The 15,390-nt window shown below is 65.2% G+C and carries 12 protein-coding genes; 3 read left to right on the top strand and 9 right to left on the bottom strand.

What is annotated here, in order from left to right:
* Positions 1–5: 5 nt before the first annotated feature.
* The 5 genes from CWS35_RS23735 to CWS35_RS23715 form a co-directional block, all read right to left on the bottom strand.
* Positions 6–827 (bottom strand): ScpA family protein, encoded by an 822-nt coding sequence (locus CWS35_RS23735; protein ID WP_024578320.1) that lies wholly within the window; start codon positions 825–827, stop codon positions 6–8.
* Positions 824–1,846, bottom strand: coding sequence for a beta-N-acetylhexosaminidase (gene nagZ / locus CWS35_RS23730; RefSeq protein ID WP_100954067.1), 1,023 nt, complete (start codon positions 1,844–1,846; stop codon positions 824–826). The genes CWS35_RS23735 and nagZ overlap by 4 nt, the downstream gene beginning before the upstream one ends.
* A 46-nt stretch (positions 1,847–1,892) precedes the next feature.
* Positions 1,893–3,365 carry an SPOR domain-containing protein gene (locus CWS35_RS23725; RefSeq protein ID WP_024578322.1) on the bottom strand — a complete coding sequence of 491 codons (1,473 nt, stop codon included), beginning with the start codon at positions 3,363–3,365 and terminating at the stop codon, positions 1,893–1,895.
* 118 nt (positions 3,366–3,483) lie between these two features.
* Complete coding sequence (argS, locus tag CWS35_RS23720) at positions 3,484–5,280, bottom strand: arginine--tRNA ligase (RefSeq protein ID WP_100954065.1); 1,797 nt, start codon at positions 5,278–5,280, stop codon at positions 3,484–3,486.
* Positions 5,281–5,289: 9 nt separating this feature from the next.
* A complete protein-coding gene (locus CWS35_RS23715; RefSeq protein ID WP_100954063.1) occupies positions 5,290–6,498 on the bottom strand; it encodes a deoxyguanosinetriphosphate triphosphohydrolase in 1,209 nt (402 codons plus the stop codon).
* Between the two features lie 138 nt (positions 6,499–6,636).
* Here CWS35_RS23715 and erpA point away from each other — a divergent pair, with 138 nt between their 5' ends.
* Complete coding sequence (gene erpA / locus CWS35_RS23710) at positions 6,637–6,966, top strand: iron-sulfur cluster insertion protein ErpA (protein ID WP_021081206.1); 330 nt, start codon at positions 6,637–6,639, stop codon at positions 6,964–6,966.
* A 10-nt stretch (positions 6,967–6,976) separates the two neighbouring features.
* Here erpA and CWS35_RS23705 read toward each other — a convergent pair whose 3' ends face one another.
* Both CWS35_RS23705 and CWS35_RS23700 read right to left on the bottom strand, forming a co-directional pair.
* On the bottom strand, positions 6,977–10,105 hold the full coding sequence (locus tag CWS35_RS23705) for an efflux RND transporter permease subunit (protein ID WP_024578325.1): 3,129 nt from the start codon (positions 10,103–10,105) through the stop codon (positions 6,977–6,979).
* A 3-nt stretch (positions 10,106–10,108) separates the two neighbouring features.
* Entirely contained in the window at positions 10,109–11,242 is a 1,134-nt protein-coding gene (locus CWS35_RS23700; protein WP_100954061.1) for an efflux RND transporter periplasmic adaptor subunit, read from the bottom strand.
* Between the two features lie 176 nt (positions 11,243–11,418).
* Here CWS35_RS23700 and CWS35_RS23695 point away from each other — a divergent pair, with 176 nt between their 5' ends.
* Together CWS35_RS23695 and xth are read left to right on the top strand one after the other, a co-directional pair.
* Entirely contained in the window at positions 11,419–11,844 is a 426-nt protein-coding gene (locus CWS35_RS23695) for a GNAT family N-acetyltransferase (protein WP_100954059.1), read from the top strand.
* 50 nt (positions 11,845–11,894) lie between these two features.
* On the top strand, positions 11,895–12,692 hold the full coding sequence (gene xth, locus CWS35_RS23690) for an exodeoxyribonuclease III (protein WP_100954057.1): 798 nt from the start codon (positions 11,895–11,897) through the stop codon (positions 12,690–12,692).
* Between the two features lie 22 nt (positions 12,693–12,714).
* On the opposite strand, the gene CWS35_RS23685 is transcribed toward xth, so the two are convergent.
* Positions 12,715–13,551 carry a tetratricopeptide repeat protein gene (locus CWS35_RS23685; RefSeq protein WP_168226369.1) on the bottom strand — a complete coding sequence of 279 codons (837 nt, stop codon included), beginning with the start codon at positions 13,549–13,551 and terminating at the stop codon, positions 12,715–12,717.
* Complete coding sequence (gene ilvD / locus CWS35_RS23680) at positions 13,538–15,262, bottom strand: dihydroxy-acid dehydratase (protein ID WP_024578330.1); 1,725 nt, start codon at positions 15,260–15,262, stop codon at positions 13,538–13,540. The genes CWS35_RS23685 and ilvD overlap by 14 nt, the downstream gene beginning before the upstream one ends.
* Between the last annotated feature and the right edge of the window lie 128 nt (positions 15,263–15,390).

Raw genomic sequence — 15,390 nt, 5'->3', positions numbered from 1 at the left:
TCCGCTTACTCAACCGACAGGTCCGGCGCCGCCATGGCGGCTTGCGCTGGACGCTTTCGGAAATAGATCGGCGCGAACGCCTGCTTCTGGTTGATCTCCATCTCACCCTCGCGGACCAGCTCAAGGGCCGCAGCGAAGCTCGATGCGAACACCGTCGCCTTCTGCTTGGGATCAGCGACATAGTTCATCAGGTACTCGTCGAGGCAGCTCCAGTCCTCGGCGAGGCCGACCAGCCGCTCCAGCGAAGCGCGTGCTTCCGCCAGCGACCACACCGTCCGCTTGGCAAGATGGACCGTCGTCAGCACGCGTGACGCACGCTGCGTCGCATAGGCCGACAGCAGGTCGTACAAAGTCGCGGTGAACTTCGGATGCTTGATCTCGGCGATCGTTTCCGGATTGCCGCGTGGAAAGATATCGCGCTGGAACTGCGGCCGGTTCATCAGCCGGTTCGCCGCCTCGCGGATCGCCTCCAGACGACGCAGCTGGTTGGCAAGCGCGGTCGCCATTTCCTCGGCGCTCGGTCCTTCCGCGGTCGGCGGTTCCGGCAGCAGCAGCCGCGACTTCAGGAAGGCGAGCCAGGCCGCCATCACCAGATAGTCGGCCGCAAGCTCCAGGCGAATCTTGCGCGCCGCCTCGATGAACGAAAGATACTGATCGGCGAGCGCGAGGATCGAGATCTTCGACAGGTCGACCTTCTGCTGCCGCGCCAGCGTGAGCAACAGGTCGAGCGGGCCTTCATAGCCCTCGACGTCGACCACCAGCGCCGGTTCGCCATCAGCGAGGTCGGCCGGCCGCCCGGTATCAAACGATAGAATTTCAGCGGTCATGCCGTCCCTACCCGATCCAACAACGCATCCAGTTCAGCTCGCGCCGCCTGCCGGTCGATCGGCTCAGGCTGCCTCCGCGCGGCGAGCGCGGCCCTGGCGCGCTCAAGCGCCTTGCCGGTCAGTTCCGGCGTCTCCCGCGCGACCTCGCGCATCTCGTCGAGATTGCCGTTGCAGTGCAGAATCACGTCGCAACCGGCGGTGACGATGGCGCGGGTCCGTTCGGCGATCGATCCGGCCAGCGCATTCATCGACACGTCATCACTCATCAACAAACCTTGGAACCCGATCAGGCCGCGAATCACCTGTTCGATGATTGTCGCAGAAGTCGTCGCCGGATGGGCGGGGTCCAGCGCGCTAAACACAACATGTGCAGTCATCGCCATCGGCAGGTCCGCCAGCGGCCGGAACGCGGCGAAATCGGTCCGTTCCAGCTCGTCCCTGGTGGTATCGACCGTCGGAAGCCGGAAATGGCTGTCCGCGGTGGCCCGACCGTGGCCGGGGATATGCTTGAGGATCGGCAGCACGCCGCCCTGTTCGAGCCCGTCGGTGACCGCGCGGGCGATCGCTGCGACCTTGTCCGGCTCGGTCCCATAGGCCCGGTTGCCGATCACGGCGTCTGCGCCCGCCACAGGAACGTCAGCCAACGGCAGGCAGTCGACCGTGATCCCGAGATCAATCAGATCGGCCGCGATCAGGCGCGAGCTGAGCCGGGCGGCGGCAAGGCCGAGCTTCGGGTCGATGTCGTAGAGTGCGCCAAAACTCGCGCCCGGCGGATAGACCGGCCAATGCGGCGGGCCGAGCCGTTGTACCCGGCCGCCCTCCTGGTCGATCAGGACCGGGGCGTCGGCGGCGCCGACTGCCGACCTGAGTTCCCCAACGAGAGCTGCCACTTGGACAGGATTCTCGATATTGCGCTTGAACAGGATGAAGCCCCATGGCCGCTCGGCGCGAATGAATTCGCGTTCGGCGTCATTGAGGGTCAGCCCGGATATGCCCGTGATGAATGCGCGGTTCGTCATTCGGCCGATTAGGCCGTATGCGGCTCACGGGTCAAGGAAACGGCCGTTAATTTCTTTGGATGAGGCATTGCGGCCCACCGGCCGACATCAGGCTCTTGCAAAGCTGGCTCGCCTCGTCCGATGACGCGAACGGGCCGGCAAAGGCGCGGTAATAGACGCCCTTCTCGCCGAGATCGACGCGTTTCACCACCAAAGGCTGCGAGCCAAGCACGTTGCGATACTTGCCCTGCAACGTCCGGTAGGACGCCTGAGCGTCGGCCTCGTTCTTCTGCGACGACACCTGGACCAGGTATCCACCGCCGCCAACCGAGGCGGTCGTGGTGGATGCCATCCGGGTCGGCGGCGCGGCCGGAGCTGCATCGGCCTGACCAGGGGCAAGCGACAGCGGCGCGTTGACGCTGGCGTTTGCCGCGGACGGATTGCCGCGTGACACCGGCGGCCTTGCGGCGGCCATCGACCGCGTCGGCGCGGCCTGGGCCGCGTCAGGCGTGTCGCCCTTAACCGCGAGGGTGCGGATCTTGCGCGGCTCGCTCTGCGGCAGCGTGCCGTTGGCGGTGATCGGCGCCGGCGCGGGCTGCGCGGTCTGCACGCTGGCCGCCGAGGGCGGATTGGCATTGGCATTCAGCGGCGGAAACACGACGCGCGGTCCGGCCGCCTTGGAGTTGACGTCGACCGGAGTTTCCTCGCGCGACACGATCTTCTCGGTGCCGTCACCCGCCGCCATGCGGTCGGGCGTCTTGGCCGGCGTATCGGCCTGCGCCGGGATCACCTTGGTCGGCGTGTTGTCGGCCTTGATGATCGGCGGCTCGCCGGTGCGGGGCGAGCCGACATAGTTGCGATAGGCGAGCGCGCCGCCGGTGCCAACCACCGCAAGCGCGACCACCGCAGCAACCGTCATCAGGCCGCTGCTGCGTCGCTTCGGTTCGGGTTCGTCCTCATAGGCCTCGTAGGCATAGGGATCGTCCGGATAGGCCGGATCGCGCTGGAGGTCCTGTTCGCCGGCTTCCAGCTGACCATAGAGCGCGTCGTCATAGCGCGACGGATCGTGGCCCTGCGCACCGTCCTGGTAATGCACCGCCTCGTCATATGCTTCAGCCTGCCGCGCGGGCTCGACCGCGCGATAGGGCGCGACCGGTGCCGGCGCGGACTGCGGCTGCTGGGCCGCATAACGGTGCAGCGGATGCACCGGGCTCGGCTGCTGGTAGTCCTGCTCGGGCTCTTCGTAATCGACATGCTGCTGCGCAGGCGGCTGCACCGGCGGCGGAACGACGGCGTCCTGCCGCGCGCGCTTCATCCAGGGCGGCGGGCCGGCGGGCGGCGCATCCTCTTCGTCTGCCTGCGGCTGATATTGTTGCGGCCGCACATTGGCGCGCGATTGCAGCGGATGCGGCGGCGGCTTGTTGGCGCTGCCGAACGGATCCGTCTGGCCGATCAGGCGGGCCAGCTCGGCAAGCGGATCGCTCTCGGCCTTGGGTGCCGTGTCGGCGGGAAAATGTCGGTCCTGATATCGATCAGCCATTGTGATGATGCATCCCCTTCGGGACAGCGCCAAGATCGCCGGCACAGCCGGTCCGAACGAGTTGGCCCCTGCCAGATGCCCTCACAAATCCCCACTCGTGAGGGCCTAATGCCCCTGCCTACCGCATCTCGGTCGGAGCGTGGACGCCTAGTACAGCTAAGCCCGATGCCAGAACCGAGACGACGCCCTGAACCATTGCCAGTCGCGCCCTCGTGATCTCTGCATCATTATTGATAATGAAGCGTAAATAGGGCAAATCCCGCCCCCTCGTCCAAAGCGCGTGAAATTCACTGGCCAAATCATATAGATAAAAAGCGATTCGGTGCGGCTCATGTGCCGCCGCCGCAGCCTCGATCATCCGCGGATAAAGCGCAAGCCGCTTCAGCAAATCGAGCTCGGCCGGATCGGTCAACCGTTCGACCGCAGCACTACGGAGATAGGCCAGCCGGGCGTCGTCGGTCTCGGGCAGGTCCGGAACCGCTTCCTCCCGCGCGTTGCGGAAGATCGAGTGGCCGCGGGCGTGGCCGTACTGGACGTAGAAGACGGCGTTGTCCTTGGACTGCTCGATCACCTTGGCGAGGTCGAAATCGAGCACCGCATCGTTCTTGCGGAACAGCATCATGAACCGGACGGCGTCGGAGCCGACCTCGTCGACGACCTCACGCAGCGTGACGAAATCGCCTGACCGTTTCGACATCTTCACCGGCTCGCCGTCGCGCAGCAGCTTCACGAGCTGCACGATCTTGACGTCGAGCACGGCCTTGCCCGCGGTCACGGCCTTCACGGCTGCCTGCATGCGCTTGATGTAGCCGCCATGATCGGCGCCAAACACGTCGATCAGGTTGGTGAAGCCCCGCTCGAACTTGTTGCGATGGTTGGCGATGTCGGATGCGAAATAGGTGTACGAACCGTCCGACTTGATCAGCGGCCGATCAACGTCGTCGCCATAGGCGGTGGCGCGGAACAGCGACTGCTCGCGGTCCTCGTAATCCTCGACCGGCTTGCCCTTCGGCGGCGGCAGGCGCCCCTCATAGATGTCGCCCTTGGCGCGCAGGAAGTCGATGGTCTCGGCGACCTTGTTGTTGCCCGAGGTGATCAGCGAGCGCTCGGAGAAGAACACGTCGTGATGGATGTTGAGCGCGGCGAGATCGCCCTTGATCATCTCCATCATCATGGCGATCGCCTTGTCGCGCACGATCGGCAGCCACTCGGCTTCCTTCATGTCGAGCAGCTTCTCGCCATGCTCCTTGGCGAGCGCTTCGCCGACCGGCACGAGGTAATCGCCGGGGTAAAGCCCTTCCGGGATCGCGCCGATGTCCTGCCCCAGCGCCTCGCGGTAGCGCAGAAACGCCGAGCGTGCCAGCACGTCGACCTGCGCACCGGCGTCGTTGATGTAGTATTCGCGGCAGACGTCGTAGCCCGCGAATTGCAGCAGGCTGCACAGCGCGTCGCCGAACACGGCGCCACGGCAATGGCCGACATGCATCGGCCCGGTCGGATTGGCCGAGACGTATTCGACATTGACCTTCTCGGCCTTGCCGATGTCACTGCGTCCGTAAGCGGAGCCGGCGGCCAGCACGGCGCGCAGCGCGTCCGCCCAGACCTGCGGCTTCAAGGTCAAATTGATGAAGCCGGGCCCGGCGACGTCGACCGAGGCCACCAGCGCATCGGCGCGCAGCCGCTCGGCGATCTTGTCGGCGAGCTCGCGCGGCTTGGCCTTGGCATCCTTGGCGAGCACCATCGCGGCATTGGTCGCCATGTCGCCATGGCTGGCGTCGCGCGGCGGCTCCACCACGACGCGCGTCAGATCGATGCCCGCGGGCCAGTTGTCCTCGGCGGCGACCGCGGCACAGATCGCGTGCACGCGCGTCAGCATGTCGGCAAAGAGGTGCGGTGAAGCAGTGGTGTCGGCCATGGCAGGGCGCTAACGCAAATCCGGGGTCGAGTCAAAAAGCCTTTGGTGTTCGATCAGGGCGAAACGGTCGGTCATCCCGGCAATGAAATTGCCGATCCGCCTGTTCCGCGCGCTGGCGGTCTCCTCCGCGCTCCCCTCGACCCATTCCGCCGGCAAATCTTCCGGCGACTGCCGGTAGCGCTCGAACAGATTGCGCACCACCTGCTCCGCCTCCCGCATCACCAGCATCACCCGCTGGTGGCGATACATCCGCCGGTACAGGAACGCCTTGATCGCCGCCTCCTGCCCGGCCACGTCGGACGGGAACGCAATCAGCGGAGTATTGTGGTTGCGGACGTCGTGGGCGGATTGCGGCTGGGCCGCCGCAAGCCGCCGGCTCGCCTCCGTGAACACGCCATTGATGAAATGCGAGATCAACTGACGGACCAGTTCGGCGCCGCGCCGGACCTCGTCGAGATCGGGATAGTGCCGGTCGATCGCGGCGATGATCTCAGCGGTCAGCGGCATCTCCTTGAGGTCGTCGACCGCGAACAGGCCGGCGCGCAGGCCGTCGTCGATATCGTGCGCATCATAGGCGATGTCGTCGGCGAAGGCCGCGATCTGCGCCTCGAGCGAGGCATAGCTCCAGAGCTCGAGGTCGTAGGTCTTGTTGTAGTCGGCGATCCCGACCGGAATGCCGCCCTCCCGGTAGCGCCCGGCCGGTGCGCCGTTGCGCTCGGTCAGCGGCCCGTTGTGCTTGACGATGCCCTCGAGCGATTCCCAGGTCAGGTTGAGCCCGCCGAACTCGGGATAGCGGTGCTCCAGCGAGGTGACGACCCGCAGCGTCTGCGCATTGTGGTCGAAGCCGCCATCATCCTTCAGGCATGCGTCGAGCGCCCGCTCCCCGGCATGCCCGAACGGCGGGTGGCCGAGATCGTGCGCGAGGGCCAGCGTCTCGGTCAGATCCTCGTCGACGCCGAGCTGGCGCGCCAGCGCGCGGGCGATCTGCGCGACCTCCAGCGAATGGGTCAGCCGGGTGCGGTAATGATCGCCCTCGTGGAAGACGAACACCTGGGTCTTGTGCTTGAGGCGGCGGAACGCGGTCGAGTGGATCACCCGGTCGCAGTCGCGCCGGAACGGGCTGCGGGTCCGGCTCGGCGGCTCCGTGACCAGCCGGCCCCGGCTGCGGTCGGGGTCGCAGGCATAAGGCGCGCGGGGGGCAGCCATTCCGACCGACACAGTATTTTAGTCCTTATCCATTTGATTCCATGGTCCGACGCACTTAACTATGTCTGAGGCGGCGGACCAAATGAATTGGGTATGACGCCGGGCATGATCCGATCAGATCGCGCTCAAACAGGGTTTCGGAGACCGAACATGACTGCTGCCATCACTGTCAGCGAACGGGCCGCCCGCCGTATCGGGCAGATCCTCAGCAAGGAAGGCGACGGCGCCAAGCTGCGCATTTCGGTCGAGGGCGGCGGCTGCTCCGGTTTCCAGTACAAGTTCGACGTCGAACGCACCCAGGCCGATGACGATCTGGTGATCGAGCGCGACAGCGCCGTGGTGCTGATCGATCCCGCCTCGGTCCCGTTCCTCGCGGGCTCGGAAGTCGACTTCGTCGACGACCTGATCGGCGCCTCGTTCCGCGTCGTCAACCCGAACGCGACCGCCTCCTGCGGCTGCGGCACCAGCTTTTCGATCTAGCCGCCTCCACCTACTCCGCCGCGACCACCTGCGGGCGATCGACGTCACCGGTGGCGTCTGCCTGCGGGTCGAGCTTGCGCCGCAACTTGCGGTCGATGCGGTCCAGATAGATATAGATCACCGGCGTGATGAACAGCGTCAACAGTTGCGACACGCAGAGGCCGCCGACCACGGCGACGCCGAGCGGCTGACGCAGCTCGGCGCCGGCGCCCGCGCCGAGCGCGATCGGCAGCGTGCCGAAGATCGCCGCGAACGTCGTCATCATGATCGGGCGGAAACGCAGCAACGCCGCCTCGCGGATCGCGTGCTCGGCACTCAAGCCGACGCGGCGGCGCTCCAGCGCGAAGTCGACCATCATGATCGCGTTCTTCTTGACGATGCCGACCAGCATCACGATGCCGATCATCGCAATCACCGACAGCTCCATGCCGAACAGCATCAGCGTCAGGATCGCGCCGATGCCGGCCGACGGCAGGCCCGAGATGATGGTGATCGGATGGATGAAGCTCTCGTAGAGGATGCCGAGGATCACGAAGGCCGCGAACACCGCGGCGAGGATCAGGACGCCCTGCCCGCGCAGCGAATCCTGGAACACCTGCGCGGTGCCGGAAAAGCCGGTCGCGATCGTCGGCGGCAGGTTCGAATTCTGCTCGAGCTCAGTGATCTTGTCGACCGCATAGCCCAGCGAATTGCCCGGCGCGAGATTGAACGAGATGGTCACCGCCGGCTGCTGGCCCTGGTGGTTGATCTGCAACGGGCCGACCGTCGGCACCAGCCGTGCCACCGCGTCGAGCGGGATGGTCTGGCCGCTCCCGGTCTTCATGTAGAGTTTTGACAGGTCGGACGGATCGACCCGGAATTGCGGCTGCACCTCCAGGATGATCTGGTAGTCGTTCGACGGCATGTAGATGGTGCCGACCTGCCGCGAACCATAGGCGTTGTAGAGCTGGTTGCGGACCTGATCGACGGTGACGCCGTAGACCGCCGCCTTCTCGCGGTCGATGTCGACCGTCATCTGCGGGTTCTTGATGTAAAGATCGGTGGTGACGTCGAGCAGGCCCGGGATCTTCTCGATCTTGTCGCGCATCTCAGGCGCCAACCGGTACAGCGACTCGGTGTCGCCGCTCTGCATCACATACTGATACTGGCTCTTCGAGATGCGGCCGCCGATGTTGAGGTTCTGCACGCTCTGGAAGAATGCCTGCATGCCCGGAATCTCGCGCGCCTTCTGACGCAGCCGGCCGATCACGACGCTGGCATTGTCGCGGGTCTTCTGCGGCTTCAGTGCGATGAACAGCCGGCCGTAGTTGGTGGTCGGATTGGGACCGCCGGAGCCGACGGTGGAATTCACATAGTCGATCGCCGGATCGGTCCGCAGCACCTCGACCAGCGCCTGCTGGCGCACCTTCATCGCCTCGAACGAGGTGTCGGTCGCCGCCTCCGTCACGCCGATCAGGAAGCCGGTGTCCTCCTGCGGGAAGAAGCCCTTCGGCACCAGCATGTAGAGATAGAAGGTGCCGCCGAGCGTCGCGAGCGTCACCGCGAGCATCAGGGCCTTCCTGGCCAACACCCAGTCCAGCGCCCATTCATAGGCCCGCAGCCAGGCCTCGAACATCGCCTCGAACGCCCGCAGCACGATGTTCGGCCGTTTGGCCGCGTCATGCGCGCGCAGCACGCGGGCGCACAGCATCGGCGTCAAGGTCAGCGACACGAAGCCGGAGACGATGATCGCGACCGAGATGGTGACCGCGAATTCGCGGAACACGCGGCCGACGATGCCGCCCATCAGCAGCACCGGGATGAATACGGCGATCAGCGAGAAGGTGATCGAGATGATGGTGAAGCCGATCTCACGGGCGCCCTTCAGCGCCGCCTCGAACGGCTTCATGCCGTGCTCGATATGGCGGACGATGTTCTCCAGCATGACGATGGCGTCGTCGACCACGAAACCGACCGAGAGCGTCAGCGCCAGCAGCGTCATGTTGTTGATCGAGTAGTCCAGCGCGTACATCACCGCGCAAGTGCCGAACAGCGAGATTGGCACCGCGAGCGCCGGAATGAAGGTCGCCGATGCCGAGCGCAGGAACAGGAAGATCACGAGGATCACCAGCGCGATCGCGATCAGCAGGGTCTCCTCGACGTCGCTGACCGCCTGCCGGATCGAGACCGAACGGTCCATCATGACCTGCATGGTCACCGAGGGCGGGATCGCGGCGCGCAGCGACGGCAGCTTCGCGAGCACGGCATCGACCACCGCGACGGTATTGGCGTCGGGCTGTTTCTGGATCGCGAGCACGATCGCCCGCTCGTCGTTCATCCAGGTCGCGATCTTGTCGTTCTCGACGCTGTCATAGACCTTGGCGATCTCGTCGAGGCGGACTGGCGAGCCGTTGCGCCAGGCGACGTAGATCTGGCGGTAGTCGGCCGCCTTGTCCATCTGGCCGGAAGCCTGCAGCGCGACATCCTGCTTGGGGCCGTTCAGCGTGCCGACCGGGGTCGAGGAATTGGCCCGCGACACCGCGGCGCGGATATCCTCCATCGAGACACCGCGGGCGGCGGCGGCCTCCGGATCGGCCTGGACCCGGATCGCAAATTTCTGCGCACCGTAGATCAGGACCTGCGCAACGCCGGGCAGCTGCGACAGCGCCTGCCCGATCGTGATGTCGCCGTACTCGTTGACGCTCGACAGCGGCAGCGTCGCCGACCCCAGCGAGACGAACAGCACCGGGAAATCTGCCGGGTTCACTTTCCGGAAGCTCGGCGGGATCGTCATCTCGATCGGCAGCCTGCGCTGCGCGATCGTCAGCGCCGTCTGCACGTCGAGCGCGGCCGCATCGATGCTGCGGTTGAGGTCGAACTGGATGGTGATGACGCTGGTGCCCTGCGACGAGTTCGAGGACATCGAGGAGATGCCGGCGATGGTCGAGAGCTGGCGTTCGATGATGCCGGCGACCGAGGCGGCCATGGTGTCGGCGCTGGCGCCTGGCAAGGTCGCGGTGACCGCAATCGTCGGGAAATCCACCTTGGGCAGTGCCGAGACCGGCAGCAGGCGGAAGCCGAACACGCCGAATGCGATGATCGACGCCGTGATCAGCGTCGTCATGACCGGGCGGCGGATGCAGAGCTCGGAGAGCGTCATCGATCAGGCTCCGGCCTTGCTCGTCCGCAGTTCGACCCGCGATCCTTCAGACAGCAACAATTGGCCGTCGACCACGACGCTTTCATCGCCCGCCAAACCGTCTGAGATCACCGATGAGCCCTGGAAGGTGCGATCGACCTTGACCGGACGGACCCTGGCGACGCCGTCCTGGACGACGAAGACGAAATTGCCGTTCTGGCTGCGCTGCACCGCGACCGTCGGCACCACGACCGCGTCCTCGCTGCGGATGATCAGCTTGGTCTGCACGATGGTGCCGGGCCACAGCGTCTCGCTCGCATTGTTCATGATGCCGCGCACCGTGACCATGCCGGTGGTCGCATCGACGGCGTTCTCGACCATCGCGACCTTGCCGCTCTCGGAGCGCTGGTGGCCGGGAATGGTCGCGACCACCTTGGGATCGCCGCCCTTCATGGCGTCGCGCAGGTCGACCAGCGCCCGCTGCGGGATCGCGAAGGTGACATAGACCGGCGCCATCTGGTTGATCACCGCGAGCGGCTGGGTGTCGGCGGGACGGACGAAGTTCCCGACCTTGACGTTGGCGGCACTGATCCGTCCCGCGAACGGCGCGCGGATCACGGTGTAACTCTTTTGGACGCGGAGGTTCTCCAGCGCGAACTGGTCGGCCTTGATGGTGCCGATCAGGACATCGGACTGGGTCTTGGCGTTGTCGAGATTGACCTGGGTGGTCGCGCCCTTGCCGACCAGCTCGGTATAGCGGCGAAGATCGCGCTGCGCGCCCTCGAGCTGGGCCTGGTCGCGGGCCAGCACGCCCTCGGCCTGCTCGATCTGGGCGTCGATCTGCCGCGCGTCGAGCATGAACAGCAGGTCGCCCTCATTGACCCTGGCGCCGTCCTCGAAATGCACCGAGACGATGGTGGTCTCGAGCCGCGACTTCAGCGCTACGCTGGAGATCGGGGTCACTTGTCCGATCGCATCGACGTCGACCGGAACCGATTTGCGTTCCGCCTTGGCCAGGTTCACCGAGACGACCCGCGGCTGCGGGGTCCCTAGCGCGGTGGCGGAGCCAGCACCCGTCCATGACGAGCGGGTCATGTAGGCCACCCCGGAAGCAATGCCGAGAATGGCGGCAGTCAGAACCAAATTGCGTTTTTTCATAAGCCTGGCACGTGCGGCGCCGGCCTCCCTTGAAGGCCGGGACGCGTCGTAACTCCCCCGTCGGCAATTGTTACGCCTTGTTTCTGGAGAGTTAGCACACGCCGATCGCCCATGGTATGCCACCTAAGTGAAATAGTGCGGCCTTTGGTCCGCCCCCGGACAAGCGCGCCCATCTCATGCCTGCCACGATCCTGATCTGCACCTGGGAAGCGGCGCGCGAACGCGCCGGGGCCATCCGCATCAGCGTCTTTGTCGAGGAACAGGGCGTGCCGCTCGAGCTGGAGTGGGACGATATGGACAGGTCGAGCTGGCACGCACTGGCGTTGACCACGGACGGGGCCGCGGTGGGGACCGGCCGGCTGCTGCCTGACGGCCATATCGGCCGGATGGCTGTGCTCAAAATGGCACGCGGCACGGGCGTGGGTGCCCAGGTGCTGGACGCGCTGATGGCCAAGGCGGCCGAACTCGGCTATCCCGAACTGATCCTCAACGCGCAGACGCACGCGGAGCCGTTCTATGCGCGCGCCGGCTTCGAGTGTGTCGGCGACGTGTTCGAGGAAGCCGGCATCCCACACATCGAGATGCGGAAGCGCTTGGCCTAGGCGGCGCGCCGAGCGACGCGAAGGCCCCATGAGATAACAAAGGACGTCCGATGACCGTTCGTATCGCCACCTGGAACGTCAACTCGGTCCGGCAACGGATCGAACTCCTGGTTGCCTGGCTGAAGGAGAGTTCGCCGGACATCGTCTGCCTGCAAGAGATCAAATGCGTCGACGACGCATTCCCCCGGCTCGAGGTCGAGGCGCTCGGCTACAATGTCGTTACCCACGGCCAGAAGACCTTCAACGGCGTTGCGCTATTGTCGAAGCTGCCCTTCGATGAGACCAAATCGGGCCTCGCCGGCGACGACGAGGACAGCCACGCCCGCTTCCTCGAGGGCGTCGTCACGTTGAAACAGGGCGTGGTGCGGGTGGCGTGTCTTTATTTGCCCAATGGCAATCCCGCCAACACCGACAAATATCCCTACAAGCTCAAGTGGATGTCGCGGCTTCTTAACTACACGCGGGAACGACTGAAGGCCGAGGAGCCGCTGATCCTGGCCGGCGACTTCAACGTCATTCCGGCGGCCCGCGACGTCTACAATCCGGCTGCCTGGGTCGACGACGCCCTGTTCCGCCCTCAGACTCGCGAGGCCTTCCAGTCGCTGCTCGGCCTCGGACTGACCGACGCGCTGCGGGCGGTCAATGATGAGCCCGGCCAGTACACCTTCTGGGACTACCAGGCGGGCGCCTGGCAGAAGAATTGGGGTCTGCGCATCGACCATCTCCTGATGTCACCTCAGGCGAGCGACCGGCTGATCGATGTCGGCATCGATAGCTATGTGCGGGCCTGGGAGAAGCCGTCCGACCACGTTCCGGTCTGGGCCGATCTCGATTTCGAGGTCGCCTGAAGCCCCACCACCGCAAGCAAGATCAGTCGCGGCGGCCTTGCACCCAGTGCTCCAGCATCTGCAACGCCATGGCGCGATCGTCCTCGGAGGCCTTGGCGATCGCCCGGTTGTAGCTTTCCTTGATCCAGGCCTCGTCCGGCGTCGCGCTGTCACGCGCCAAGGTCAGCCACATCAGGCCGCGCGCCCGCTGCGGCGGCAGCCGGTCGCCGTTGAACAGCATCTGGCCGAGCAGCGCCTGGGCCTGGTGCTGGCCCTTCTGGGCGGCGAGCCCGAGCCAGCGGGCGCCATAGCGGAAGTCGTCGCGTGAGGCGTCCGGCGTCTTCAGGTACAGCCGGGCTAGGTCGTACTGGGCGTCGGCATTGCCGAAATAGGATGCAGCATAGGAGAACATCTCCCGCGCCCGCTCGGTGTCCGCCTTGACCTTGGAATTGGGGATGCCGCTCAGATAGTAGCGGCCGAGCGCCACGAAGGCGTTGGCCACGATGGAGGCCTGCGGCGCCGACGGCGAATCCTCGGCATGCGCATTGGCGATCCGGCTGAAATATTCGAAGGCGCGCATGTCGTCCTGGATGACGCCATCGCCCTCGGCGTACATCTTGCCGAGCTTCCACTGCGCCACCGGGTGACCGCCCTCGGCCTGATACTGCAACGTGCTGATCGAGGAGCTCGGATCGGTCGCCACCGGAGCAACCGGCGTTGCGGCCCGCTTGAGGGCGGCGGCTCCGCCCGGCTGCGGTGCGACCACCGGAAGGACGGTATCCTGCGGGTTGACCGGGGCACCATCGAATCCGAATCCAGGGCCCGCCACCGGAATGGCCCCTAACGCAAACGCAAAAATCGTACGCCTAAACGTCCGCATAACACTGTTTCTCGTGCGCGCCACCCGGATGGGTGACTGCGCCATCCACCGCCGGCCCCACTTGCTCGGCATATTTCCACAGCGCACCAGATGTGTGGTTAGTCGCGCGAGGGGCCCATTTGGTCTTACGATCTGCGAGCTCGGCGTCGCTCAATTTTACGTTAAGGGTGCCGACGTCAGCATCGATCTCGATGATGTCGCCGTCCTGCAATAACCCGATCGGCCCGCCGATAGCCGCTTCAGGTCCAATATGTCCGATGCAGAAGCCACGGGTGGCGCCCGAGAACCGGCCATCGGTGATCAGGGCAACCTTGCCGCCCATCCCCTGCCCGGTCAGCGCCGCCGTGGTCGCCAGCATCTCCCGCATCCCGGGACCGCCCTTCGGCCCCTCGTAGCGGATCACGATCACTTCGCCTTCCTTGTAGGTGCGCTTCTGCACCGCCTCGAAGGCGTCTTCCTCGCGGTCGAAGCACCGGGCGGGACCGGTAAACTTCAGGTTCGACATGCCCGCGACCTTCACGATCGCACCCTCCGGAGCGAGATTACCCTTCAGCCCGACAACGCCACCCGTGACGGTGATCGGATTGTCGGCGGACCGCACCACGTCCTGGTGCGGATTCCATTTCACGCTTTTGAGGTTTTCAGCGATCGTTCGGCCAGTGACGGTCAGGCAATTCCCGTGCAGGTGGCCATTGTCGAGCAGCGTCTTCATCAGCAGCGGAATGCCACCTACTTCAAACATGTCTTTGGCAACATAACGGCCGCCCGGCTTCAAATCCGCGACGTAAGGAGTCTTTTTGAAGATTTCGGCGACGTCGAACAAATTGAATTTAATGCCGCACTCATGGGCGATCGCCGGCAGGTGCAGTGCAGCATTGGTCGAGCCACCGGAGGCTGCAACAACGGCCGCAGCATTCTCAAGGGCTTCGCGGGTGACGATGTCGCGGGGCCGGATGTTTTTCTCGATCAGCTCCATCACCTTCTCGCCGGCGGCGGCGCAGAAGGAGTCGCGGATCTCATAGGGCGCCGGTGCGCCGGCCGAGTACGGCAGCGCGAGGCCGATCGCCTCGGACACGGTCGCCATCGTGTTGGCGGTGAACTGGGCGCCGCAGGCGCCGGCCGACGGGCACGCCACCCGCTCGATCTCATCGAGGTCCTCGTCCGACATGGCGCCGACCGAATGCTTGCCGACCGCCTCGAACATGTCCTGCACGGTCACCGGCTGGCCGCGGAAATTGCCCGGCAGGATCGAGCCGCCATAGATGAAAATCGAGGGCACGTTGAGCCGGACCATCGCCATCATCATGCCCGGCAACGACTTGTCGCAGCCGGCGAGGCCGACCAAGGCATCATAGGAATGGCCGCGGACGGTCAGCTCGACCGAATCGGCGATGCATTCGCGCGACGGCAGCGACGAGCGCATGCCGTCATGGCCCATCGCGATGCCGTCGGTCACAGTGATGGTGCAGAATTCGCGCGGCGTACCGCCGGCCGAGGCCACGCCCTTCTTTACCGCCTGCGCCTGGCGCATCAGCGAGATGTTGCAGGGAGCAGCTTCATTCCAACATGAAGCAACGCCGACAAAGGGTTGATGAATCTGGGCTGTCGTCAGTCCCATGGCATAAAGATAGGACCGATGCGGTGCGCGCTGCGGCCCTTCCGTCACGTGACGGCTCGGTAGCCTGCCCTTGATGTTCGTCTTGGCGTCCATCGCGACCCTGTTCCCGGCGCTCTTTCCTCCATCAACGCCGGAACCCATGAAAATGTCCCGTCGTCGCGAGCGCTGGTTGTTCAACTATGTGAATATCCTTTCATGTCGGGGTGTGGCTAAAAAGCGGC

The organism is Bradyrhizobium sp. SK17, assembly GCF_002831585.1.
Taxonomy (GTDB): domain Bacteria; phylum Pseudomonadota; class Alphaproteobacteria; order Rhizobiales; family Xanthobacteraceae; genus Bradyrhizobium.
The sequence above is the reverse complement of the archived record's forward strand: the minus strand, read 5'-3'. Positions and strand labels throughout refer to the sequence as shown.